The sequence below is a fragment of the Pseudoflavonifractor sp. An44 genome (genome assembly GCF_002161675.1).
Taxonomy (GTDB): domain Bacteria; phylum Bacillota; class Clostridia; order Oscillospirales; family Oscillospiraceae; genus Enterenecus; species Enterenecus faecium.
Map to the genome: position 1 here is coordinate 72,515 of NZ_NFIH01000007.1, position 22,875 is coordinate 95,389.

At 61.1% G+C, this 22,875-nt stretch carries 22 protein-coding genes; 1 reads left to right on the forward strand and 21 read right to left on the reverse strand.

The genetic code is table 11. The features are described 5' to 3' along the window. Positions 1–7 precede the first annotated feature (7 nt). The 21 genes from B5F98_RS04935 to B5F98_RS05035 all read right to left on the reverse strand — a co-directional run bounded on the left by B5F98_RS04935 (position 8) and on the right by B5F98_RS05035 (position 21,112). The gene (locus B5F98_RS04935; RefSeq protein ID WP_087370005.1) at positions 8–364 is read right to left on the reverse strand and encodes a hypothetical protein; all 357 of its coding nucleotides are present in this window, start codon (positions 362–364) and stop codon (positions 8–10) included. 53 nt (positions 365–417) lie between these two features. Then, positions 418–1,653 (reverse strand): MFS transporter, encoded by a 1,236-nt coding sequence (locus tag B5F98_RS04940; RefSeq protein ID WP_087370007.1) that lies wholly within the window; start codon positions 1,651–1,653, stop codon positions 418–420. Between the two features lie 95 nt (positions 1,654–1,748). Further along, on the reverse strand, positions 1,749–2,909 hold the full coding sequence (locus B5F98_RS04945; RefSeq protein WP_087370009.1) for a helix-turn-helix transcriptional regulator: 1,161 nt from the start codon (positions 2,907–2,909) through the stop codon (positions 1,749–1,751). Beyond that, positions 2,893–3,453 (reverse strand): TIGR01440 family protein, encoded by a 561-nt coding sequence (locus tag B5F98_RS04950; protein WP_087370011.1) that lies wholly within the window; start codon positions 3,451–3,453, stop codon positions 2,893–2,895. Before B5F98_RS04950 ends, B5F98_RS04945 begins: the two co-directional genes overlap by 17 nt. A 10-nt stretch (positions 3,454–3,463) precedes the next feature. Beyond that, the gene (locus tag B5F98_RS04955; RefSeq protein ID WP_087370076.1) at positions 3,464–4,960 is read right to left on the reverse strand and encodes a carboxypeptidase M32; all 1,497 of its coding nucleotides are present in this window, start codon (positions 4,958–4,960) and stop codon (positions 3,464–3,466) included. A gap of 289 nt (positions 4,961–5,249) precedes the next feature. After that, positions 5,250–5,546 carry a hypothetical protein gene (locus B5F98_RS04960; protein ID WP_087230954.1) on the reverse strand — a complete coding sequence of 99 codons (297 nt, stop codon included), beginning with the start codon at positions 5,544–5,546 and terminating at the stop codon, positions 5,250–5,252. A gap of 64 nt (positions 5,547–5,610) precedes the next feature. Then, the gene (locus B5F98_RS04965; protein WP_343219393.1) at positions 5,611–6,096 is read right to left on the reverse strand and encodes a small multi-drug export protein; all 486 of its coding nucleotides are present in this window, start codon (positions 6,094–6,096) and stop codon (positions 5,611–5,613) included. A 4-nt stretch (positions 6,097–6,100) separates the two neighbouring features. Further along, positions 6,101–8,941: an excinuclease ABC subunit UvrA gene (uvrA, locus tag B5F98_RS04970; protein WP_087370013.1), complete on the reverse strand. Its 2,841-nt coding sequence runs from the start codon at positions 8,939–8,941 to the stop codon at positions 6,101–6,103. Positions 8,942–8,971: 30 nt separating this feature from the next. Next, the gene (locus B5F98_RS04975) at positions 8,972–9,982 is read right to left on the reverse strand and encodes an aldo/keto reductase (protein ID WP_087370015.1); all 1,011 of its coding nucleotides are present in this window, start codon (positions 9,980–9,982) and stop codon (positions 8,972–8,974) included. Between the two features lie 12 nt (positions 9,983–9,994). Next, the gene (gene ybaK / locus B5F98_RS04980; protein ID WP_087230963.1) at positions 9,995–10,489 is read right to left on the reverse strand and encodes a Cys-tRNA(Pro) deacylase; all 495 of its coding nucleotides are present in this window, start codon (positions 10,487–10,489) and stop codon (positions 9,995–9,997) included. A gap of 8 nt (positions 10,490–10,497) precedes the next feature. Beyond that, a complete protein-coding gene (locus B5F98_RS04985) occupies positions 10,498–10,608 on the reverse strand; it encodes a UvrB/UvrC motif-containing protein (protein WP_087370017.1) in 111 nt (36 codons plus the stop codon). Positions 10,609–10,720: 112 nt separating this feature from the next. Then, positions 10,721–12,685 carry an excinuclease ABC subunit UvrB gene (gene uvrB / locus B5F98_RS04990; protein WP_087370019.1) on the reverse strand — a complete coding sequence of 655 codons (1,965 nt, stop codon included), beginning with the start codon at positions 12,683–12,685 and terminating at the stop codon, positions 10,721–10,723. Between the two features lie 24 nt (positions 12,686–12,709). Further along, complete coding sequence (locus B5F98_RS04995; RefSeq protein ID WP_242955059.1) at positions 12,710–13,357, reverse strand: JAB domain-containing protein; 648 nt, start codon at positions 13,355–13,357, stop codon at positions 12,710–12,712. Between the two features lie 65 nt (positions 13,358–13,422). Beyond that, the gene (gene pyrE / locus B5F98_RS05000; protein ID WP_087370023.1) at positions 13,423–14,097 is read right to left on the reverse strand and encodes an orotate phosphoribosyltransferase; all 675 of its coding nucleotides are present in this window, start codon (positions 14,095–14,097) and stop codon (positions 13,423–13,425) included. Between the two features lie 115 nt (positions 14,098–14,212). After that, on the reverse strand, positions 14,213–15,211 hold the full coding sequence (locus B5F98_RS05005; protein WP_087370025.1) for a WYL domain-containing protein: 999 nt from the start codon (positions 15,209–15,211) through the stop codon (positions 14,213–14,215). Between the two features lie 340 nt (positions 15,212–15,551). Further along, entirely contained in the window at positions 15,552–16,295 is a 744-nt protein-coding gene (locus B5F98_RS05010) for an NTP transferase domain-containing protein (protein WP_087370027.1), read from the reverse strand. Positions 16,296–16,318: 23 nt separating this feature from the next. After that, complete coding sequence (locus B5F98_RS05015) at positions 16,319–17,593, reverse strand: O-acetylhomoserine aminocarboxypropyltransferase/cysteine synthase family protein (RefSeq protein WP_087370029.1); 1,275 nt, start codon at positions 17,591–17,593, stop codon at positions 16,319–16,321. Between the two features lie 69 nt (positions 17,594–17,662). Beyond that, a complete protein-coding gene (locus tag B5F98_RS05020) occupies positions 17,663–18,574 on the reverse strand; it encodes a GerMN domain-containing protein (RefSeq protein ID WP_087370031.1) in 912 nt (303 codons plus the stop codon). Next, on the reverse strand, positions 18,571–20,061 hold the full coding sequence (locus B5F98_RS05025; RefSeq protein WP_087230987.1) for a HAMP domain-containing sensor histidine kinase: 1,491 nt from the start codon (positions 20,059–20,061) through the stop codon (positions 18,571–18,573). Before B5F98_RS05025 ends, B5F98_RS05020 begins: the two co-directional genes overlap by 4 nt. Next, on the reverse strand, positions 20,058–20,753 hold the full coding sequence (locus B5F98_RS05030) for a response regulator transcription factor (protein ID WP_087230990.1): 696 nt from the start codon (positions 20,751–20,753) through the stop codon (positions 20,058–20,060). Before B5F98_RS05030 ends, B5F98_RS05025 begins: the two co-directional genes overlap by 4 nt. Positions 20,754–20,770: 17 nt before the next feature. Further along, positions 20,771–21,112 carry a helix-hairpin-helix domain-containing protein gene (locus tag B5F98_RS05035; protein ID WP_087370033.1) on the reverse strand — a complete coding sequence of 114 codons (342 nt, stop codon included), beginning with the start codon at positions 21,110–21,112 and terminating at the stop codon, positions 20,771–20,773. Between the two features lie 131 nt (positions 21,113–21,243). On the opposite strand from B5F98_RS05035, the gene B5F98_RS05040 reads away from it, so the two are divergent. Continuing rightward, positions 21,244–22,623, forward strand: a complete 1,380-nt coding sequence (locus B5F98_RS05040) for a D-alanyl-D-alanine carboxypeptidase family protein (protein WP_087370035.1) — start codon at positions 21,244–21,246, stop codon at positions 22,621–22,623. Positions 22,624–22,875: the final 252 nt, after the last annotated feature.

Below are 22,875 nucleotides of genomic sequence, written 5' to 3' on the forward strand. Positions count from 1 at the left end.
TTCATCGCTATTTTTTGAAGAGCACAAATTTCAAGTTGCGGTCACACACCGCCAAGAACACCTCTTTGGCCGAGGAAATGTGGCGTTGCTTGAGCTGCTTGTCCAGCCAGGTCCGGTCCAGCCCCATGCGGCGAATGAGGCTCAAAGCCAGGGTGATGCCGCCGTAGATCACCATGGCGATCATGGGTTTCCAGGGCTCCTCCAGCTCAGTGGCCATCTCGGCGGCGATGGAGCCGATGGTGATTCCGGTGATATAGTCGAAAAAGTCCAACTGGGCAATCTGCTTGTGTCCGATGAGTTTCGCCGACAGAAATAAAACGGCAAAGGACCCCACCGTGGTGAGACAGAGGGTGAGAACAGGCATGGCGTGCGCCTCCTTTTCTGGTATTCTGTCTCAAAATCCCAGAAACATGCATTTCATTCTCCATCCCGCCCAGGCTGATAGACCTGCCGCACTTGTGTCCGGTTTTTCCAGATGGTGAGCCAGCACACCACTAGAGTAAAGGCAGCTCCCAGGGTGACACACACCCTTACATCCAGCACCTCCCCCAGTGCTCCCATCCCCAGGCTGCACAGGCTGGAAGCAGCCATAATGCACATGCTCTCAAAGGCGTTGATTCTGGCCCGGAGCCCCTCGGGAAGGTACCGCTGCACCGCCGCCTGGCGCATGGTGGCGCTGTTCACCCCCAGAAAACCTGCACTTGCCCGGTTGAGGAGCATCAGGGGATAGGGCAGCCACAGCAGGCATAGGTCCATGACCTCGTAGAACTGGTAGACGAAGAAGGCAAAGCCGTATTTCTTCTCATCGGGGATACGCACCCGGTACTGTACCACACCACCCAGGCTGCGCCCCACAAACTCCGCCACCGAGAATAGGCCGTACAGGAAAGCGCTCATCCCCGGCATGGTGCGGAAAAAGGCCACCAGCAGCGGGGCATAGCCGCTGGCCACTCCGTTGGTCACCGCCATGTAACTGTAGATGCTGCGCAGGCCCTTCTCCTGTTGGAGGTACCGGGCGGCCTCCCGGATGTCCCCCCACCACAGTGCCAGGGAGAACCGGGCTCCCCCCTTCTCCACCTGCTCCACCAGCTGAATGTGGCTCTCCACCCCCGCCGCCAGCAGGGACAGCCCGGCCTGGATGAGGAGAATCCACGCCACCCCCACCGTGTCCAGCAGCATCGCCGCCACCGGGGTCATGATGACCTTGAGCACCGGGTAGAGGGTGGCGGACACCGCATACCCCTTCTCCTCCAGGCCGCTGGGAAGGAGCTTGGGATAGATGCTGTTGTAGGCCAGTTGGTCAAATGCCTCCAGGGAGGCCAGCAGCAGGGAAAAGCCCAGATAGCCCAGGTAGTGAAAATCCCAGAACATCAGGTAGAGCCCCGCCGCCCCATAGAGCACACCGTTGACCACATCCCCGCCCACCAGGAAGGGCTTGCGGGGCATTCGGTCCATCCAAGGCGCAGCAAACAGGGGGATGACAAAGTAGGGTACCAGCTGAATGGCCAGAATGAGGGCGGAGGCCAAGGTGCTCCCCGTCTCGTCAAAGACCAGAAAGGACAGGGCAAAGCTGCCTACAATACCACCCACAGCCCCCAGGGTTGTGGCCAGGGTGACTAGGGTAAAGTTTTTCGTCCAAAGGGTCTGTCTCATATCTTTCACCTCACATTCATGGTAGCACAGGGTATAAGGGTAGAAAAAGGCCCTTCCTTTGGGAAAATGTTCTCCCAAGGAAGGGCCTTACTGGGTTATAAATCCACTCTGATGGGAAAATTCCGGAGAAGCTCGTAGGCGTTGCGGTACTGTCGGTTTGCCGTGTACCACTCCAGCACCCAGGGCAGGTGGAACGCCGCATAGCCGATGGGAAGCTGGGTCTGGCAGTCCTGGAACACCTGTAAGAGCTGCGCCCCGTATTCCGTGTGGCGCAGATAGTCGGGATACTCCAGGCGGTAGCGCACCAGATGGCACATCTGTCTGCCCAACTCCATGTTCCAGTTTATCCTGTCTGCCCGGTCCAGGGCCTCCAGGGCTTCTCCGATCAACCCCAGCTTCTCACAGCACAGGGCCAGCTTGTGCAGGTCCATCACCGTGGGGTCGTCCACCGTGGAGAAATAGGCATAGGCATTCTGGTATTCCCCGCACTCCAGGTATCCCGAAGCCTGATTATAGGCGATGCTGCGCAGAATGCTCTCATCCCCCAGGGCCTGGGCCAGTCGCCGTGCCACCCGGTACTGCTCCTCCATCTGCTCCAAATGGAGCTGGTTGCAGTAGCAGTTGCCCATATACAGCTTGGCAAGCAGCATCAAACGCACATACCCCTGCTCACTGGCCCGCTGGTAGGCCTGGCTCAGGCACTCCACCGCGGCGGTGTAGCTGTCCCCCCGGACATAGCGCTCCATCCCTGCCCGCAACCAGGTATAGGCGCAGGGGTACAGGTCCAGCGCCTCCTGGTAGCGCTCCTGCTGCACCCGCCACAGGGCCAGCTGGCGGCGGTCCAGATACTCCTCCAGTCCGGTGTCCTCCATGGGCTGTTCCGGGTGAACAAAGCCCCGCAGCACTGCCACATCCAACCCATAGGGGCTGCTTGCCAGCCGGGGCCCCTGGGCATCAAACTCGGGAGCCAGATCACCAGGGTCCTCTGGGTCGCAGGACAGCACCGCCTCATAGCAGCGCTCCACCCACTTCTCCCCCACTTCCATGGTCTCCTGGTCCTCGTACCAGGGCACCTCCAGCCGCTCCAGCAGCAGGCGTATCACATCCGGGCTGCCCTCTGCCTTGCCCTGCTCGATTTTGGAGAGGTAGGACACAGTGCAAATCCCACGGCACAGCCCCTCCTGGCTCCAGTCCCGGCGCAGGCGCTCGCCCCGGATGACTGCCCCCGCAAATAGGCGATTACCGGGGGTCTCCATCGTACACCGCCCGGCTGCCTCCGATGAACTTAGGCCGGGTGCGGGCGCACAGCAGCAGCCCCTCCCCGATATGGTCCAGGCTCAGGCGCACGGGCACCGCCACGTCTTTCAGGTGCATCCCGATGAGGGTTCCGCCAATATCCAGGCCGCCGTGGGCCCGGATGTGCTCCACCGCCACCGGGTGCTCAAAGTTCTGCCAGGCGGTGGTGGCAAAGGAGCCTCCCGCCTTGGGCTGGGGCACCACGCACACCGGCTCATAGCCGTATTTCTCCGCACATGCCGCCTCGATGATCAGGGCCCGGTTTAAGTGCTCGCAGCACTGAGCAGCCAAAAAGATGCCTCTCTCCTGCACCACAGGCCAAATTCCTCGGAAGATGGCCTGGGCAGTCTCCAGGCTGGAGGCCTTGCCGATGTGGCCCCCCACCACCTCAGAGGAGGAACAGCCCACCACCAGAATCTGGCCGGAGGTCATGCCGGACACCTCCAGCAGTTCACAGACGGCCTGACGGCTCTGCTCTTCCATCTGTTCCAAGGTCCACGCCATGTCTGTCACCTCACAAGTTGTAGAGTTTGGAGTATTTCTCCGTGAGATAGTCGGTGTACACCGTGGGGTCGAAGTCTCCACATGCCTGCTGTACCAGCTCCTTGGGGTCCAGCATACAGCCATAGCGGTGGATTTTCTCAGTGAGCCACCCGGTGACCTGGCTCAGGTCCCCTCGGGCCACGCTGCCCCACACGTCCACGTCCTTCTCCATGTTGCGCAGCATCTGGGCCCCGTAAGCGCTGCCCAGGGCATAGGAGGGGAAGTAGCCGATCATGCCGCCGGACCAGTGGGAATCCTGGAGACAGCCGTGGGTGTCGTCGGGCACGTCCACCCCCAGATACTCCTTATACAGTCGATTCCACTCAGCAGGCACGTCCTTCACCGCCAGAGTGCCGCCAATGAGCTGCTTTTCCATCTCATAGCGCACCATCACGTGGAGGCAGTAGGTAAGCTCGTCAGCCTCGGTGCGAATGAGGGAGGGCTGGGCCATGTTCACCGCCCGGTACATCTGCTGGGCGGTCACGTCGGAGAGCTGCTGGGGGAAGAACTCCTGCATCTTGGGGAAGATGGCCTCAATAAAGGGCAAGGAGCGGCCGATGATATTCTCATAGAACCGGGACTGGCTCTCGTGGATGCCCATGGAGGCCCCGCCGGTGAGGCAGGTGTAGTCATAGTCCGGGTTCACGTCCAGCTCATACCGGGCATGTCCCCCCTCGTGGATGACGGAATACATGGAGCTGGCCACGTCATTCTCCAAGTAGTGGGTGGTGATGCGCAGATCCTGGGTATTAAAGCCCAGGGTGAAGGGGTGCTCGGTCTCCCCGATGGCGCAGTGGCCCCGGTCCAGACCCATGACCTCCATGAGGTAGTCGGAGAACTTCCGCTGATCCTCCACGGGGTAGCGGCGGTGGAGGAAGCTCACGTCCGGCTGTTCCTTCTCCCCAATGGCATGGATGATAGGCACCAGCCTGTCCCGCACCGTGGCGAAGAACTGGTCCAGCTGCTCCATGGTGATGCCACGCTCATACTCGTTGAGCAGGGCGTCATAGGGGGCCTTGTCAGGGTCGTAATACCCGGCAAAGCGGCGGTTATAGTCCACCACCTTCTCCAGCACTGGGGCAAAGAGGGGGAAGTCGTTGGTCTCCTTGGCCCGGTGCCACACATTCTCGGCCTCATTGATGAGCATGGCATACTCCATGTACTCCTGGGCGGGAATGCGGGAGAGCTGGCGGTACTCCCGGGTGAGCAGCTCCACCTGGCGGCGCTGCTCGGCGGTGAGCTGCTCCCCGGCCTGGGCCAGGGTCTCCAGCATCTCCCCCACCTTGGGGTCAGAGAAAATCTTGTGCTGCTCCCCGGCCAGAATGCCCAGGGCCACCCCACGGCCAGCGGCGGTATCCCGGGGGGCCACGGTGACCCCGTCTAAGTACAGAGAGGACTGGGCTACCGTGTAAGCGTACAGCTTTTTTTGCAGCTGCTCCAGCTCGTCCATGGCCTGTTGAATTTCCATAACCATCATTCCTTTCATATAAGCCCTCCAGAACAATTCTGGAGGGCTTAGACTGTAAAAACCTCATATCTATGCAAGAAAGTCAGAGCGTCTTGTGTTTGAAAAAAGCCCTCGGCAGAGTTTTCCCATCCGAAGATTGGAAAATAAATTAAAATCCGTTTTTTTCGGGGACATGCGCATCGAAAAAAACACTTCTCAGCCCGCCAGTGTGGCATCGGGTCGTCTTTGACCCGATGATGCATGCAGTGGGCTGCATCCACTCGAAAAAATGCTTGCATTTTTGAGAATCTTAGATGTGTAGTTGTGCGTGGCAGTCCTCCACCAGCCGCCGGGCCACAGCCAGACCACGGGGCGACAGCCCTCCGTCCACGATGCGGATGTCGCCCTGCCACAGTCCAGTGCGGCGCAGCCAGTGCAGCGCCCGCACCCCCTGCTCCAGCCCCTCCCCGTCCCCGTGTCCGGTCAGGGAGACGGTGAGGTTCAGAGGGATAGGGAGCAACAGCCGCCCCAGAAGGAGCCAGCACAGGGCCAGCAGCCCAAAGGCCGCCAACAGTCCCAGCACCGTAAAGGCCAAATACATTCCCATGACCATCCACCACCTTTGTGGCATTCTATGCCCAAAGATTGGAGGTGGTCACAGAAAGCGTTCCTTAAAAGAGGCTCTTCACGCCGTAGGAGAGAATGCTGATGATAAGGCCGGCGGACAGCACACCGCCCATAATGGAGGGCATGGCCTTTTTCAGGCGCATGTCCAGGAAGGCGGCCACCAGGGCCCCGGTCCAGGCTCCGGTGCCTGGCAGGGGGATGGCCACGAAGATAGCCAGGCCCAGATACTGATACTTCAGCACCGAGGCGCTTTTCAGGTGGGCCTTCTGCTCCATCTTATCCACCACGCTGTTGAGTCGGGGCATATTCTGGCGCATGAACATAAAAATACGCTGGATATACACCACAATAAAGGGGACGGGGAGCAGGTTTCCGATCACCGCCGCCAGGTACGCCGCCCAAACCGGCAGTCCCGCCGCCACGCCGAAGGGAATTCCCCCTCGCAGCTCCACCACGGGAAGCATAGACACCAACAGCGTGAGGATGAACTCTCCGTTCAGATCGGTGGTGAGCCATTGCATCAAATCCATTCTCTTATTCTCCTTTGTTTTCTTCCAAAATCTTTTTCAGGTAGCGGCCCGTGTAGCTCTCCGGGCACTGGGCCACCTGTTCGGGGGTGCCGCAGCACACCACCGTGCCGCCCCCGGCGCCCCCTTCGGGGCCCAGGTCGATGAGGTAGTCGGCGGTCTTGATGACATCCAGATTGTGCTCGATGACCACCACGGTGTTGCCCGCCTCCACCAGCCGCTGGAGCACCTCCACCAACTGGTGCACGTCGGCGGTGTGCAGGCCGGTGGTGGGCTCGTCCAGGATATAGATGGTGGACCCGGTGGACCGCTTGGCCAGCTCCGTGGCCAGCTTCACCCGCTGGGCCTCACCGCCGGACAGGGTGGTGGAGGGCTGGCCCAACTTCACATAGCCCAGCCCCACGTCCATGAGGGTCTGGAGCTTGTTTTTCAGCCGGGGCAGGTTCTCAAAGAAGCCCAGGGCCTCCTCCACCGTCATCTCCAGCACCTCGTGGATGTTCTTGCCCTTGTAGCGCACCTCCAGGGTCTCCCGGTTGTACCGCTTGCCCTTACACACCTCACAGGGCACATAGATGTCGGGCAAAAAGTGCATCTCAATCTTCAACAAGCCATCGCCAGCACAGGCCTCGCATCGGCCGCCCCGGACGTTGAAGGAGAAGCGGCCGGGCCCATAGCCCCGGCTCTTGGCGTCGGGGGTAGAGGCGAACAGGTCCCGGATATCTCCAAACAATCCGGTATAGGTGGCGGGGTTGGAGCGAGGGGTGCGGCCAATGGGGGACTGGTCAATGTCAATGACCTTATCCAAAAACTCAATGCCCTCGATGCCGTCGTGCTTGCCCGGCCGGGCCTTGGTGCGGTTGAGCTCCGCTCCCAGCCGCTTGTACAAAATCTCGTTGACCAGAGAGGACTTGCCGGAGCCGGACACGCCGGTGACCGCAATGAAGGTGCCCAGGGGGAAGTCCACGTTGATGTGGCGCAGGTTGTGCTCGGCAGCGCCCAGCACCCGCAGCACCTTGCCGTTGCCCTCCCGGCGGTGTTCGGGAATGGGCACTTTCTTCCGGCCGGACAGATAGTCGCCCGTGATGGAGCCAGGGGTGTTCATCACCTCTTCGGCGGTGCCGCAAGCCACCACCTGGCCGCCGTGGACGCCCGCTCCAGGGCCAATGTCGATGATATAATCGGCGGCCCGCATGGTGTCCTCGTCGTGCTCCACCACAATGAGGGTGTTGCCCAGGTCCCGCAGGTGCTTCAAGGTGCCCAGCAGCAGGTCGTTATCCCGCTGGTGCAGGCCGATGGAGGGCTCGTCCAGAATATACAGCACCCCCATGAGGGAGGAGCCGATCTGGGTGGCCAGACGGATGCGCTGGCTCTCACCGCCGGACAGGGTGCCCGCCTGACGGCTCAGGGTCAGGTATTGCAGTCCCACGCTCTTCAAAAAGCCCAGCCGCTCCCGAATCTCCCGCAAAATGCGGTCGGCAATCATCATCTGGGTCTCGGTGAGGGTGATGGTGTCCAGGAAGGCCAGGGCCTCGTCCACCGGCATCTCACAGAACTGGTGGATGGAGATGCCGCCCACTGTCACCGCCAGAGACTCGGGGCGCAGCCGCTTTCCGTGGCAGTCGGGACAGGGGGACTCGCTCATGCACTCCTCGATCTCCCGCTTCATGGCGTCCGACTGGGTCTCCTTATAGCGGCGTTCCAGGTTGTTGATGATGCCCTCAAAGGGCTGGTACAGAACTCCCTTGCCCCGGGGCTGGTCGTAGTGAATGGTGAGCTTTTCTCCCTTGGTGCCGTACAGAATGATGTCGAGCACCTCGGGGGTGAGCTTTTCAATGGGGTCGGTGAGGTTGAAGTGGTATTTGGCGGCCAGGGCCTCAAAGTACATCCGGGAAATGCCGTCCGACTTGATGTTGTTCCATCCGGAGGCGGAGATGGCCCCCTCCAGAATGGACAGACTGCGGTTGGGGATGATGAGGTCCGGGTCCACCTTCAGCTGAGCCCCCAGGCCGGTACAGGTGGGGCAGGCGCCGAAGGGGTTGTTGAAGGAGAACATGCGGGGGGTGAGCTCCTCAATGGAGATGCCGCAGTCCTCACAGGCGTAGTTCTGGGAGAACACCAGGTCCTCGTCCTCCTGCACCAGGTTGATCAGCACCACGCCGCCGGACAGCCCCGCTGCCGTCTCCACCGAGTCAGTGAGGCGGCGGGTGATGTCCTCCCGGATGACCAGGCGGTCCACCACGATCTCAATGTTGTGCTTTTTGTTCTTCTCCAGCTTGATCTCTTCGGACAGGTCGTAGAGGGCACCATCCACCCGCACCCGGACGTAGCCGGAACGGCGGGCGTCCTCCAGCACCTTGGCGTGTTCGCCCTTCTTGCCCCGGATGACGGGGGCCAGCACCTGGAGCCGAGTGCCCATGGGCAGGGCCATCACCTGGTCGATGATCTGGTCAATGGTCTGCTGGTGAATCTCCTTGCCGCACTTGGGGCAGTGGGGGGTGCCCACCCGGGCCCACAGCAGACGCAGATAGTCATAAATCTCCGTCACCGTGCCCACGGTGGACCGGGGATTTTTGGAGGTGGTCTTCTGGTCGATGGAGATGGCGGGAGACAGGCCCTCGATGTAGTCCACATCCGGCTTCTCCATCTGGCCCAGGAACATGCGGGCGTAGGAGGACAGGGACTCCACATAGCGGCGCTGGCCCTCGGCGTACAGGGTCTCAAAGGCCAGGGAGGATTTGCCCGAGCCGGACAGACCCGTAAGCACCACCAGCTTGTCCCGGGGAATCTCCACATCAATGTTTTTCAAGTTGTTTTCTCGGGCGCCCTTAATGAGAATACGGTCGATCATATTGGATCTCCTTCAAGTGTTGGGCTGGGTTCAGCAGCCAAATTCCTTTGCCACGTCACGGAGCATTTCCCGGATGGGCAGCTCGTAGGGGCAACGGGTCTCACAGGCCCCACACCCCACGCACTCCCCGGCGTGGTGGTCCAGAGCCATGTACCGCTCCACGGCCCAGTCCACCAGGCCATACCGCCGGGCGTAGTTGGCCATGAGGAACTGGGAGGGAATGTTAATGCCCACCGTACAGGGAGCGCAGTAGCCGCAGCGGCGGCAGAAGTGGGTGCCCAGCTCGGCCCGGATGCGCTGGCATTCCTCCAGCTCCTCCTGGGTCAAGGGGGCGGTCAAGTCCACCTGGGCGTTGCGCTGTACTTCCTCCACGCTGCCCATACCGGGAATGGACACGTCCATGACCCCAGAGGCGGCAATGAAGCGCAGAGCCAAGTTCCAGTCGTCCAGGTTGCCCCCCGCCATGGGCTTCATGGCGATGGTGCCCATGCCCTTTTCCCGGGCCAGGGCCAGCACCTCGTGGCCCTGCATCTCCACGATGTTGTAGGGGAACATCACCGTCTCAATCTGGTGGGCGTGCTCCCCCACCAGCAGGCGCAGGGCTTCCAGGGAGTGGGCGGTGGCTCCAATGTGGCGGATTTTCCCCTCTGCCTTGGCCTGGGCCAGGGCCTCATAGGCCCCGTCAGGGCCAAAGACCTGGTCAAAGTCCTTCAAGGGCAGGTTGTGAATCTGGTACAGGTCGATATAGTCGGTCTGAAGGTTTCCCAGGCTGATGCCAATGTCCTTCTCCATAGCCGCACGGCTGCGGGACATAGACTTGGTGGCCAGGATGAACCTGTCCCGGCGGCCCTTCAAGGCAGCACCCAGATATTCCTCAGATACCGTGTAGCCCCGGGCGGTGTCGATGAAATTGATGCCGAACTTCTCCAGCTCGTCCACCACTGCCAGGGTATTGGAGGCGTCGGAGCGCTGGATGGGGATGCCTCCAAAGGAGATGGCGGATACCTTCAGTCCGGTGTTACCTAAGGTTACCATGTTCATAGTTGTACTCCTCTATTCTTCCACAATCACGTCGGCCGTGGTGGCTCGCACCAGGTCCAGAATAGCCTGGGGCGCCACCTCCACTTGAAAGCCAATCTTCCCGGCAGACACGTAGATGGTGTCCTGGTCCAGACAGCTTTGATGGAACACAGTGGGGAACTGCTTTTTCATCCCCACCGGAGAACAGCCGCCGTGGACGTATCCGGTGAGGGGCAGCAGTTCACGGCTGGGCAGCATAGCCACCGACTTCTCCCCCACCGCCTTTGCCGCCTTCTTCAAGTCCAAGGTGGCGGCCACCGGGATGTCAAACACATAATATCCCCCGGAGGCCCCACGGGTCACCAGGGTTTTAAACACGCAGGCAGGGTCCTGGCCTAAACTCCGCGCCACACTCACCCCATCCGGAGCGGTCTCCCCGTCGTGGGGATAGGTGTGGCCCTGATAGGGCACCTTTTTCTGTTCCAGGACCCGCATGACGTTGGTTTTTTCTTCTTTTTTCTTTGCCATGGTATATATCAATCCTTCTCTTTGAGACGAATGATCTGATCACGCAGCTGAGCGGCCAACTCGAACTCCAGCATCTTGGCCGCTATCTCCCCAGACGGCCAGCCGTCCGGGGGCCCCATTCATTTTTATGCGCAGGCGAAGTGAATCCGCCTTTGCGCCAAGGTTTTGCACTGCAAAACACTTGTACGCGCCACTCGGCGCGGCCCGCTTTGCGGGCTAGAAAGAAGCGGCTTATGAGTCTTTCTCTTTGAGACGAATGATCTGATCACGCAGCTGAGCCGCCAGCTCGAACTCCAGCATACGGGCCGCTTCTTTCATTTCCTTTTCCAGGCGGGCGATGGTGGCCTTGCGCTCGCTGTCGGTCAGCTTGCGGGAGCGCTTGGCGGTCTCCTCGCCCTCCTGGGCCACCGTCATCAGTTCCCGCACCGACTTGTGCACCGTCTTGGGCACAATGCCGTGGGCCTGATTGTAGGCGTCCTGGATGGAGCGGCGGCGCTCCGTCTCTGCAATGGCCCGAGCCATGGAGGGGGTCACCGTATCGGCGTACATGATCACCTGGCCCTGGGCATTTCGGGCGGCACGGCCAATGGTCTGGATGAGAGCAGTTTCGGAGCGCAGGAAGCCCTCCTTGTCCGCATCCAAAATGGCTACCAGGGACACCTCGGGCAGGTCCAGGCCCTCTCGCAGCAGGTTGATGCCCACCAGCACGTCGAACTCGCCCAGGCGCAGGTCCCGGATGATCTCGGTGCGCTCCAGGGTGTCGATGTCGTGGTGCATATACCGCACCCGGATGCCCGCCCCTTTCAGGTAGTCGGTGAGGGTCTCCGCCATTTTCTTGGTCAGAGTGGTCACCAGCACCCGCTCGCTCTTCTGGGTGCGCTGGTTGATCTCTCCGATGAGGTCGTCCATCTGTCCCTCGATGGGCCGCACTTCCACCAGGGGGTCTAAGAGGCCCGTGGGCCGGATGACCTGCTCCACCACCTGCCCGGACCGGGTGCGCTCGTACTCGCCAGGGGTGGCGGAAACGTACACCACTTGGTTGAGACGCTTTTCAAACTCGTCAAACTTCAAAGGGCGGTTGTCGTAAGCGCAGGGCAGCCGGAAGCCGTAGTCCACCAGGGAGGTCTTCCGAGCCCGGTCGCCGTTGTACATGGCCCGCACCTGGGGCAGGGTCACGTGGCTCTCGTCAATGAAGAGCACAAAATCTTTGGGAAAATAGTCCAGCAGGGTGTGGGGCGGGGAGCCCACCGGGCGGCCCTCAATGACCCGGGAGTAGTTCTCAATGCCCGAGCAGTACCCAATCTCCTGCATCATCTCAATGTCGTACATGGTGCGCTGTTTGATGCGCTGGGCCTCGATGAGCTTGCCCTCCGCCTCAAACTGGGCCACCCGCTCCTCCAGTTCCTTATAGATCTCCTGGATGGCAGCGTCCATCTTCTCCTTGGGGGTGACGTAGTGGGTGGCGGGCCACACGGGGATGTTGTTCAGCCGCCGAATCACCGACCCGGTCAGGGCGTTGACCTCACTGATGCGGTCGATCTCGTCCCCGAAGAACTCCACCCGCAGGGCGGTGTCCTTCCAGTAGGCAGGCCAGATCTCCACCGTGTCCCCTCGAACCCGGAACATGTTGCGCTCAAAGGCGATGTCGTTGCGCTCGTATCGGATGGACACCAGTCGCTTCAAAAGCTCCGGGATGGGAATCTCCATTCCCACCCGCAGGGAGACCATCATGCTGGCAAAGTCCTCCGGCTCGCCCAGGCCGTAGATGCAGGACACGGAGGACACCACGATGACGTCCCGCCGCTCCAACAGGGAGGCAGTGGCGGACAGGCGCAGGCGGTCAATCTCCTCGTTGATGGCCGAGTCCTTCTCAATGAAGGTGTCGGTGTGGGGAATGTAGGCCTCCGGCTGGTAGTAGTCGTAGTAGGAGACAAAGTACTCCACGGCGTTGTTGGGGAAGAACTCCTTGAACTCGGCGCACAGCTGGGCGGCCAGAATCTTATTGTGGGCCAGCACCAGGGTGGGTCGCTGCACCGCCTCGATGACCTTGGCCATGGTGAAGGTCTTGCCCGAACCGGTGACACCCAGCAGGGTCTGCTCATCCAGGCCGTTTTCAATGCCCTGGGCCAGGGCCGCTATGGCCTGGGGCTGGTCCCCGCTGGGGGTGTATTCCGATACCACTTCAAACCGATTCATCCTTCCACCTCTTCCCTTTCACACTCAAACGGTCAAATAGCCAGATTCTCGCATGGACACCATCTCGTCCTCGGCGATGACAAAATGGTCCACCAGGCATACGCCCACCTGCCGCAGCAGCTGGGCCAGGTACTTGGTGGTGTGCACGTCCTGGGCCGAGCACATGGCAATGCCCGAGACGTGGTTGTGGGCCAGGGCCACCCGGGTGGCTCCGCAGGCCAGCGCCGCCTCCACCACCTGTCGCCCGGTGACCTCCACCTGGTCGGGCACGCCCTCCCCCAGCTTGCGGCAGGAGATGAGCTTCTGTTTCCCGTCCATACACACCACGTACACCATCTCGTTGCGGGCCCCGAAAAACAGGGGCATCAGTAACTCTTTGAAGTGCCAGCTGTCGGTGAGCTGCCCCTCAAAGCTGGAGCGCTCCTCCAAATATCGCCCCGCCAGGGCAGGCATGAGGTGGATGAGGGTGGCAGTATTCTCCCCTATCCCCTTCACCGCCAGCAGCTGCTCCCGGGTGGCGTTGAACACCCCGGCCAGAGAGCCGAACTGTTCCACCAGTTCATGGGCCAGCGGGTTCACATCCCCCTGGGGGATGGAGAAAAAGAGTAACAACTCCAAGGCCCGATGGTCTGGCATCCCTGCCAGACCACGGGCCATGAATTCCTGTTTCACCCGTTGACGGTGCCCTTGGTGCACGCCGCCGGGTTTCTTTTTGGAACTGGAGTCCGCCACGCCCATTAGCCCTTGGCCCCGTAGGTGGCCAGGTACTCCTCCATGCGCTCCAGCATGGCGTCGTCAATGTACACCTTGCCGTCCACAGGCTTGTTGTGCAGGCACTCCATCACGTCCCGGATGGTGACGATGGGGTAGACCTGAATGCCGTAGTCCTCCCGCAGCTCGTCCAGGGTGGTGCACTCCCGGGTACCCCGCTCCATACGGTCCACGGAGACGAACAGGGCGTCGATGTGCACATCGGCCACATGCTTGAACAGCTCGATGGACTCCCGCACGGCGGTACCGGCGGTGACCACGTCCTCGATGATGGCGATGTGGTCCCCGTCCTGGGGCTTGTAGCCCACCATGGAGCCGCCCTCACCGTGGTCCTTGGCCTCCTTGCGGTTGAAGCAGTAGGGCAGGTCCCGGTCATAGTTGCGGTACAGAGAGGCGGCAGCGGTGACCGCCAGAGGAATGCCCTTATAGGCGGGGCCAAAGAGGGCGGTGATACCCTCGGGCATGTGCTCCTGAATGCAGGCGGCATAGTAGTCGCCCAGTCGGGCGGCCTGAGCGCCGGTCTTGTAGTTGCCGGTGTTGACGAAATAGGGGGTCTTACGGCCAGACTTGGTGACGAAATCGCCAAAGGTCAACACGCCAGAGCGCACCATAAAGTGAATGAATTCCTCGCGGTAGTTCATATTCATGCATCCTTTCTCTGCTTTAGGCATTAATCGCTATATTATACCATTCTAGTCTGGTTTTCTCAAGAGGTTCCCGGTTATTTCCCCTGTCAAACCCTCCGAATTTTTGGGCTTATGCCTCCTGGGTTTTTGCCGTGTCGTAGACGGCCCGCACCTGGTCCAGGCGCTGCCGGAACTCCTCCACCGCCCAGGCGGGCGAGAGCACCTCCACCTGCGCCCCCAGCCCGAACAACCAGCCCCAGAAGGGCGGGCTCACCACCAGGTCCAGCGTGACGGTAAAATGCTCCTCATCCTGGGGCACCAGCATGATATCCTGTCCAAATCGATCCAAAAACACTCCAGCCAGGAGCGCCGCACACCGCAGCCGCAGCTGGCAGGGCCGTCCGGCATACATGCCGAAGTGGCGGCGGGTGTACCCCTCCAGGTCCCAGCTGCCCCGGTCCCGGCCCCGCTGGTCGGTGAGGGTGATGTCCGTCATCTTGTCCACCCGGTAGTGGCGCACCTCCTCCCGGTCGTGGTCCCATCCAGCCAGATAGTAGTTCTCATTGTCCCAGATGAGGCCATAGGGGGTCACCTGATACTCCGCCCCGCCCCGGCGGAATACCCGTTCCTTGTTCATATTCATCTCAAAATAGTGAAAGGAGATCACCCGATTGGCCCCGATGGCCCCGTGGAGGCGGTCCACATTGTAGAAAATGCTCTCGTTCATGGTCTTGATGCGCCGGTCCACATACACCTGGCGCTGGAGCTGCCGGGCCTGGTGGACGGAGGCCAAAGACTCCAGCTTGCCAATGAGGGCGCTGCTCTTTTTCTGGGTGAGAAAGCGGCTGGACTGCACCGCATCCACCAACAGCTTCAGCTCCGCCAGTTCAAAGTCCCGCTGTCCAATGAACCAGCCGCCGCCCACTCCTCGCCGGGTCTGCACGTCCAGCCCCAGCTGCCGCAGCTGCTCCATGTCGTCGTAGATGCTCTTGCGCTCGGCGGGGGCGTTCCACCGCTCCAGCTCCTCCTGGAGCTGGCCCAGGGTGAGAGGGTGCTCCTCGTCGCTGTGCTTTTGCAAAAAGCGGGCCAAAACCATCAATTTTCGCTTCTGATTGGTCCCCTTTGGCATAGTCTTCCCTCCTTTTTTGGAATAGTATACCACAAACAAAGTCCCGTTTATAGGACTTTCTGTGAGGATAGAAAAACAGACGCCGTCCTGTGATGACGGCGTCTGTTGCAAACTCTCAAGAAAGCCAACGTCCATATCAACGGACAAAAGCCCTCGGCAGAGTTTTCCCGCCCGCAGGCGGGAAAATCAATTGAAATCTCGTATTTTCCCAGGACATGCGCATGGGAAAATACACTTCTGGAGCCCGCCAGTGTGGAATTGGGTCGTCCTTTGACCCAATTATGCATGCAGCGGGCTGCATCCCCTTCGAGAAAATGCAAGCATTTTCTCGAAATAACATTTACCAGCCCTTGCGCAGCACGTCTTCCACCTGCTGCAGCTGCTCCACGGTGTTGACGCCCAGCATCTCCAGAGGAGAGCAGGTATCACACAGAGCCACCTTGCCCCCAGCCTGAGCGATGAGGGCGGGCACGTCGGTGAGGTAGTACTCGCCCTGGGCGTTGTCGGTGGTGAGCTTGTCCAGCCAGGCCAGCAGATCTCCCACCCGGAAGACATAGGTGGCCACGTTCACCTCGGTGATGGCGGCTTGCTCGGGGGTACAATCCTTGGCCTCCACAATGGCGGCAAAGGTACCGTCGGGGTTGCGCAGGATACGGCCATAGTTGCCGCCCTCCTCCAGGTGGGCGGAGAGCATGGTGCAGGCGCAGCCGCTTTCCAGATGGGTGCGGATGAGGCTCTCAAAGGTCTCACGGCGCATCAGAGGGGTGTCCCCACAGCAGATGAGCACGTGGCTGTCCGGGTCGGTGAGCAGCGGAGCGGCGTAGCGCACCGCGCCGCCGGTGCCGTTGAGCACCTCCTGCTCCACGCTGGGATAGTCGGGAAACCGGGCGCGCACCTTATCCCCCATCCAGCCCACCACCAGAATGGTGTCCTCCTTGGGGAGGAAGTTCAGAGACTTCAACACGTAGTGCAGCAGAGGCTTTCCATCCGCCTCCCGCAGCACCTTGGGCAGGTCGATGCCCTCGGTTTGCAGCCGGGTGCCCTTACCCGCTGCCAAAACCACTGCTTGAATCTTTTCTGCCATGGGAATCACGTTCCTTTCTCTCGTTATACGCCCGCCAGAGCCTGCTCCACGTCGGCGATGAGGTCGTCCAGATCCTCAATGCCCACGGACAGCCGGATCAGGTCGGGGGACACTCCAGCGGCCACCAGCTCCTCGTCGCTCATCTGACGATGGGTGGAGGAAGCAGGGTGGAGCACGCAGGTTTTAGCATCTGCCACATGGGTAGCGATGGAGCACAGCTTCAGCCCGGCCATAAACTTCTCGGCCGCAGCCCGTCCGCCCTTGACGCCAAAGGACACTACGCCGCAGCTGCCGTGGGGCAGGTACTTCTGGCCCAGTGCATAGTAGGGGTCGCCGGGCAGGCCCACATAGCGCACCCACTCCACCTTCTCGTGGTTGGACAGGTACTCGGCAATGCCCTGGGCATTGGCGCAGTGCTTGGCCATGCGCAGAGGCAGGGTCTCCATGCCCATGCCCAGCAGGTAGGAGTTCATGGGGGCGGGGGTGGCGCCCAGGTCCCGCATCAGCTGCACCACGCACTTGGTGATGTAAGCGCCGCCCTGGCCGAAGGCCTGGGTGTACACCAGCCCGTGGTAGCTCTCATCGGGGGTGGTGAGGCCGGGGAACTTGTCGGCGTGGGCCTCCCAGTTGAAGTTGCCCGAGTCCACAATGGCACCGCCCACGGCGTTGGCGTGGCCGTCCAGGTACTTGGTGGTGGAGTGGGTGACAATGTCAGCGCCAAACTCAAAGGGGTGGCAGTTGGCGGGGGTGGCGAAGGTGTTGTCCACAATGAGGGGCACCCCGTTTTTGTGGGCCACCCGGGCGAACTTCTCAATGTCCAGCACCACCAGAGAGGGGTTGGCGATGGTCTCGCCGAACACGGCCTTGGTGTTGGGGCGGAAGGCGGCCTGGAGCTCCTCCTCGGAGCAGTCGGGGTCCACGAAGGTGAAGTCGATGCCCATGCGCTTCATGGTCACTGCAAACAGGTTATAGGTACCGCCGTAGATGGTGGCAGAGGACACCACGTGGTCGCCAGCGGAGGCGATGTTGAACACGGAGAAGAAGGAGGCAGCCTGGCCAGAGGACAGGAGCATGGCAGCAGAGCCTCCCTCCAGCTCACACAGGCGGGCGGCCACGGCGTCGCTGGTGGGGTTTTGCAGCCGGGTGTAGAAGTACCCGGAGGCCTGCAGATCAAACAGCTTTCCCATGTCCTCGCTGGTCTCATAACGGAACGTGGTGGACTGGATGATGGGAATGTTGCGGGGTTCTCCGTTTCCGGGCCGATATCCGGCGTGGAGACAGCTGGTATCAAATTTCATGGGAACGCTTCCTTTCTAAACGGTAGGGTAATCTTTGTTATTTTAGCATAGTGAAGTAACCCTGTCAACTCAACTGGGGTCTGGGGAGGGCTGGCTGGACGGGGTGGGCTGAGTGACCAAAATATCGCCGTACCACTCCAGCGGCTGCCCCTCCACCAAAATCTGGACCTGCTCCACATTTTCCAGGCTGCACAGGGTGTTGACCAGGGAGTCAAGGACCAGCTGCTGCTGCCACTCCTCCTGGGGAACCTGTTCCAAAAACACCCCGGACAGGTCCACATAGCACACCCTGCCCTCCTGGCGGGCGGAGAGCACCTTGAGGTCAGCGGGCAGAATCCGCTCCAGTCCCTCGTCCTGGGGCCCGGCAATGAGGGCTTCCACCACCACCTGGGCCACCGAGTCGCTCTCAATGAGGCGGAACACTCGGAACTCAAAGCCCAGCTCCTGGCTGTCCTTCCTCTTGAAGTGGAGGGCGGCGGTCACTTCCACCGGCTCCTCCTCCGCCCCGGTAAACATCACATCTTCCGCGGTGAAGACCTGTCGGTCCCGGTAGGGCAGCTGGCTGCCGTTGGCAGTGATGCACACCTCCTCCACCCCCTCCAGCTGGGTGAGGGTGAGGGTGATGCAGTAGTCGGCCATGGTCAGCTCAATGCCCACCAGGTCCCCATAGGGCCAGGACAGGTCCACGGTCACCCGCTTCCCATCCTGCTGCCACTGCTGCAAATCGGTGCCCTGGGGGAAGGGAGAGACCAGCTTGCTATCCTCCCCTGGCCCCTCCAGCAGGGCCTCCATGAGGGCGGGCACCGTCTGTTCCCCGGTGTACGGGACGGACTCCAGGGCGGTGGTGGCATTGTCCCAGTGGTCCAAATCGGCGGTGTACCACAGGCTGAGGCCGCTCTGGCTCTGGTGGCCACCGCACCCCATCAGGGAGGCCAGCAGCGCCGAACCCAGGGTCAGCGCCCATACTCTGCGCCCTCTCATAGCTCCTCTCCCCCTTCCTCTACAATGCGGGGGAATCGGGCGGTGAACCGGGCTCCCACCCCGTCCGGGCCCCGCTGGGCCATGATATCGCCGCCGTGGAGGCGGGCGGTGTCCCGGGCGATGGACAGCCCCAGACCAGTGCCCCCCGCCTCTCTGGACCGGGCCTTGTCCACCCGGTAGAAGCGGTCGAACACCCGCAGCAGGTCCTCCTCCGGGATGCCCACTCCGGTATCCTGCACCGTCAGGGTAATCCAGTATTCCTCCCGGGCCACCTCCACGGTGACCGAGCCCCCAGGCTGATTGTACTTCACAGCGTTTTCCATCAGATTAAAGGCCACCTGGTACAGGTCGTCCTGGGTGGCCAGCACCATACAGTGGGGCTGGAGCTGATACCGCAGCTCCACCTGGGCAGAATGGGCCAGGGGCAGCAGCATGTGCCCCACCTTTTCCACCACCTGGCCCACGTCCACCGGCACCCGCTCCCGCTGGAGTCGGGCGTCCAGGCGGCTGAGGGCCAGCAGGCGCTGGCTGATGCGGGTGAGGCGGTCGGCCTCCTCCCCGATGTCGGAGACGAACTCCCGCACCGTCTCCATGTCCACCGAGCTGTTTTGCAAAATGGAGTCGGCCAGCAGACGAATGGAGGCCAAGGGGGTTTTCAGCTCGTGGGAGGCGTCGGAGACAAACCGCCGCCGCACCTCCTCAATGGTCTGCAATCGGTCGGTGAGCTCGTTGAACTCCATGGCCAGCTGAGCCATCTCGTCCTTGCCCTTGACCTCGATGCGGTGGTTGTACTCGCCCTCCCGCACCGAGCGGATACCACCCAGCAGCCGGGAGGTATTGCGGGTGAGGGCTTTGGATAGAATGAGGGCGGCCACCAGGGCCACCACACAGATCACCACAGAGATGTACCGCAGGGTGGACTGAATGGACAGCAGCACCTCCGCCTGCTCCGTGTCGTATTCATAGAGGTACACCGCCCCCAGGGTGACACCACGGTACACCGTGGGGACGGCCACACGGGTGCGGAACGCCCCCTGCCGATACTCAGACCGGCACACGTCCTCCCCCCGCAGGGCCTTGACCACCTCGGCGGTGATGGCATAGTCTCCGGTGCGCTTTTCCAGGGTGGAGCTGTCATAGAGGATGAGGCCGGACTCGTTGGTCACCAGCACCCGGGTACCCTGCATGTCGTCCAGCAGCTCCATGGCCTGGGCCACGCCGTCCTCGGTGAGCACCTCTGACACCGCCAGGGCGCTGCCGATGGCCAGGGCCTGCCGCTTCAGCGAGGCCTCCTTGGCTGAAAACACCATGTTCTGGGCCATAATCAAAGGGTAGGTGTTGAGCACCAGCACAATGGCCACCACCAACAGCAGATAGGTGGCCACATACTTGCCCTGTAGGCTGTGGAAAAAGGGGACCTCTCCCGCCTTGACCTCCCGATTCTCCCGGCGGGCCCGCTGCCGCCACTGCTTGAACACCTGTCTCATGGGCACTCACTGCTCAGATAGTAGCCCACGCCCCACTTGGTGAGGATGTGGGTGGGGTTGGCGGGGTCGGGCTCCAGCTTCTCCCGCAGACGGCGGATGTGCACGTCCACGGTGCGAAACTCTCCCACGTACTCGTAGCCCCACACCACATTCAGCAGGTTTTCCCGGCTGTATACCCGGCCAGGATTGCGCATGAGCAGCTCCATGAGGTCAAACTCCTTGGCGGTGAGCTCCACCGGATGTCCGTCCCGACGGGCCACCCGCTGGTCCAAATCCAGGGTGATAGCCCCGTGGACCAGACAATTGGTGTGCTTTTTCTGCTGGGTAGAGGTGCCAGCCCGGCGCAGCAGGGCCCGAATCCGGGCCTTTACCTCCAGAATGTTAAAAGGCTTGGTGATGTAGTCGTCGGCGCCGCACTCAAAGCCCATAATTTTGTCCGCATCCTCGCCCTTGGCGGTGAGCATGATGATGGGCACATTGGAGAACTCCCGAATCTTCATGCACGCCTGCAAGCCGTCGATTTTGGGCATCATCAAATCCAAAATAATCAGGTCAAACCGTCCGGTCCGGGCCAGCTCCACCGCCTCTTCCCCGTCGCTACCCGTCTCCACCTCATATCCTTCATTTTCCAAGTTAAATTTAATACCCTTCACCAGCAGACGCTCGTCGTCCACCACCAGTATCTTGGGCATGTCATCCCCTCCCTCTATTACACCGCAATCAAATCCAACAGGGTCTCCATCATCTTCTCGCTGATGCCCGGCACCTCAATGAGGTGCTCCGGGTACTCAAAGGGGCCGTGGATATCCCGGTAGCGCACAATGGCTGTGGCCAGCGCTGGACCGATGCCGGGCAACTCCTCCAGCTGCTCCCGGGTGGCCAGGTTGATGTTCACTTTTCCCCGGTCCAGTCCGGCAAATTCCACCCCGGACTGGGGGCCTGGGCGCAGCTCCAAGGTCTCGATGCGCCCCTGTCGCATGAGCCAAACGGACACCGTGGCCAGGAGCATCCCGCACAGCACCAGGCAAAGGATACGGCCTATGTACTTCATGCCGGAACCTCCTCTTTTTTCCCGTGGCTTTGGTTGCGTTTTCGTCCGATTTCTGCTATAGTATTTCTGCTGCAGCAGGGCTTAGCCCGTCGTCTGCCCCCACATTATAACATAGATGATTGGAGAATCCTATGAAAAAATACATTCGTCGCGCTGCGGCTCTGGCCACAGCTCTTGTTCTCACCCTTTCTCTGTGTCTGCCCGCCGCCTTTGCTCTGGACGACCCGCAGCCCCACTGCACCGCCGCCATTGTGGTGGACGGGGACAACAACGAGGTCTTGTATGACTACAACGCCTACGAAAAACGCTACCCCGCCTCGGTCACCAAGATCATGACCACCCTGGTGGTCCTCCGGGCCATTGACGCCGGAGAGCTCACCCTGGAGACCCAGGTAACAGCCTCCAAAGAGGCGGTGACCCTGCCCGAGGGCAGCTCCACCGCCGGCATTGTGGAGGGCGAAGTGCTCACCATCGAGCAGCTGCTGTACTGCGATCTGGTGCCGTCGGGCAATGAGGCCTGTAACATTCTGGCCGAAGCCCTGTGCGGCTCGGAAGAGGCCTTTGTGGAGCGCATGAATGAGACTGCGGAAGACCTGGGCATGACAGGCACCCACTTTGCCAACCCCCACGGTCTCCACGACCCCGACCACTATACCACCGCCTATGACATCTACCTCATGGCTTCCGCCGCTATGGAGTACGAGATTTTCCGCGAAATCGTCTCCACCCCCACCTACACCCTGGAGCCCACCAACAAGGTCTCGGAGCCCCGGATTCTCCACAGCACCAACGCCCTGATTAGCAACTGGTATGTGTCCGGCGTGACCTACTCCAAGGCCATCGGCATCAAGACCGGGTACACCGAAGAGGCAGGCCGCTGTCTGGCCTCCGCCGCCACCGACGAGCAGGGCCGCACCTTCTACTGCGTGGTGCTGGGCTCGGAATACGCCCAGGACGAGTCGGGCAACTGGCACTTCTACTCCTTCAGCGAGAGCTCTCGCCTGCTGGAGTGGGCCTTTGACAACTTCACCCGCACCACGCTGCTCAGTGAGACCTCAGAGAACGTCATCCGTGAGGTCCCCGTCACCCTGTCTGGGGACACCGGCCACGTGTTGGTCCAGCCCGTGGGCTCCATTGAGGCCACCGTGCCGGAGTACGACCCCGCCAAGGCAGAGCTGAAAATGGACTTGCCCGAAAGTCTGGAGGCCCCCATCCAAAAGGGCCAGGTGGTAGGCAGCGTCTCCCTGGTCTACAACGGCATCAACTACGGTTCCCTGGACATGGTGGCCACCGATGATGTGGCCCGCTCGGATTTCCAGTACACCATGAAGGTCATCTCGGACACCTGGGCCCTGTGGTGGGTGAAACTGCTGGTCATCCTGGCCGTGGTGCTCATCCTGGCTCTGGTGGTGTACCTGATCTTCATCCGGCCCATGCGCCGGGGCGGTCGGCGTCGGTATGGTTACACCGGTCCCCGCCGTGGGGGCGGCTATAAGGGCCGTCGGAGATAATTCCAGCTATTCATGATTTTTTCATAATTTCGTTTCAATTTGGACAACACTTTCCCCGCCAAGTCTGGTACTATCATGGTGTCAGGAAGAAAGACACCAGACATTTTCAAAATCCTCCCTCTCTCTTTTCTCTTTTCAAGCAAACCCCCTCCGGTCGCCCAGCCGGAGGGGGCTTTCCTTTGTGCGAAAAGGCGCAGACGCTTCTCGCACATGCACATTCACAGTTCCTTCATAAAAGATTCGTATTTTATC

Bases quoted from the DNA above. Each gene is read 5' to 3' on its own strand.
- B5F98_RS04935 (WP_087370005.1), bottom strand. From the start codon at position 364: ATGCCTGTTCTCACCCTCTGTCTCACCACGGTGGGGTCCTTTGCCGTT.
- B5F98_RS04945 (WP_087370009.1), bottom strand. From the start codon at position 2,909: ATGGAGACCCCCGGTAATCGCCTATTTGCGGGGGCAGTCATCCGGGGC.
- B5F98_RS04965 (WP_343219393.1), bottom strand. From the start codon at position 6,096: ATGGATTTGATGCAATGGCTCACCACCGATCTGAACGGAGAGTTCATC.
- B5F98_RS05035 (WP_087370033.1), bottom strand. From the start codon at position 21,112: ATGAAGTACATAGGCCGTATCCTTTGCCTGGTGCTGTGCGGGATGCTC.
- uvrB (WP_087370019.1), bottom strand. From the start codon at position 12,685: ATGAATCGGTTTGAAGTGGTATCGGAATACACCCCCAGCGGGGACCAG.
- B5F98_RS05020 (WP_087370031.1), bottom strand. From the start codon at position 18,574: ATGAGAGGGCGCAGAGTATGGGCGCTGACCCTGGGTTCGGCGCTGCTG.
- B5F98_RS05010 (WP_087370027.1), bottom strand. From the start codon at position 16,295: ATGGCAGAAAAGATTCAAGCAGTGGTTTTGGCAGCGGGTAAGGGCACC.
- B5F98_RS04950 (WP_087370011.1), bottom strand. From the start codon at position 3,453: ATGGCGTGGACCTTGGAACAGATGGAAGAGCAGAGCCGTCAGGCCGTC.
- B5F98_RS05025 (WP_087230987.1), bottom strand. From the start codon at position 20,061: ATGAGACAGGTGTTCAAGCAGTGGCGGCAGCGGGCCCGCCGGGAGAAT.
- uvrA (WP_087370013.1), bottom strand. From the start codon at position 8,941: ATGATCGACCGTATTCTCATTAAGGGCGCCCGAGAAAACAACTTGAAA.
- B5F98_RS04985 (WP_087370017.1), bottom strand. From the start codon at position 10,608: ATGGGGCCCCCGGACGGCTGGCCGTCTGGGGAGATAGCGGCCAAGATG.
- B5F98_RS04955 (WP_087370076.1), bottom strand. From the start codon at position 4,960: ATGGAAATTCAACAGGCCATGGACGAGCTGGAGCAGCTGCAAAAAAAG.
- B5F98_RS04940 (WP_087370007.1), bottom strand. From the start codon at position 1,653: ATGAGACAGACCCTTTGGACGAAAAACTTTACCCTAGTCACCCTGGCC.
- B5F98_RS04975 (WP_087370015.1), bottom strand. From the start codon at position 9,982: ATGAACATGGTAACCTTAGGTAACACCGGACTGAAGGTATCCGCCATC.
- B5F98_RS05015 (WP_087370029.1), bottom strand. From the start codon at position 17,593: ATGAAATTTGATACCAGCTGTCTCCACGCCGGATATCGGCCCGGAAAC.
- B5F98_RS05040 (WP_087370035.1), top strand. From the start codon at position 21,244: ATGAAAAAATACATTCGTCGCGCTGCGGCTCTGGCCACAGCTCTTGTT.
- B5F98_RS05005 (WP_087370025.1), bottom strand. From the start codon at position 15,211: ATGCCAAAGGGGACCAATCAGAAGCGAAAATTGATGGTTTTGGCCCGC.
- B5F98_RS04960 (WP_087230954.1), bottom strand. From the start codon at position 5,546: ATGGGAATGTATTTGGCCTTTACGGTGCTGGGACTGTTGGCGGCCTTT.
- pyrE (WP_087370023.1), bottom strand. From the start codon at position 14,097: ATGAACTACCGCGAGGAATTCATTCACTTTATGGTGCGCTCTGGCGTG.
- B5F98_RS05030 (WP_087230990.1), bottom strand. From the start codon at position 20,753: ATGCCCAAGATACTGGTGGTGGACGACGAGCGTCTGCTGGTGAAGGGT.
- ybaK (WP_087230963.1), bottom strand. From the start codon at position 10,489: ATGGCAAAGAAAAAAGAAGAAAAAACCAACGTCATGCGGGTCCTGGAA.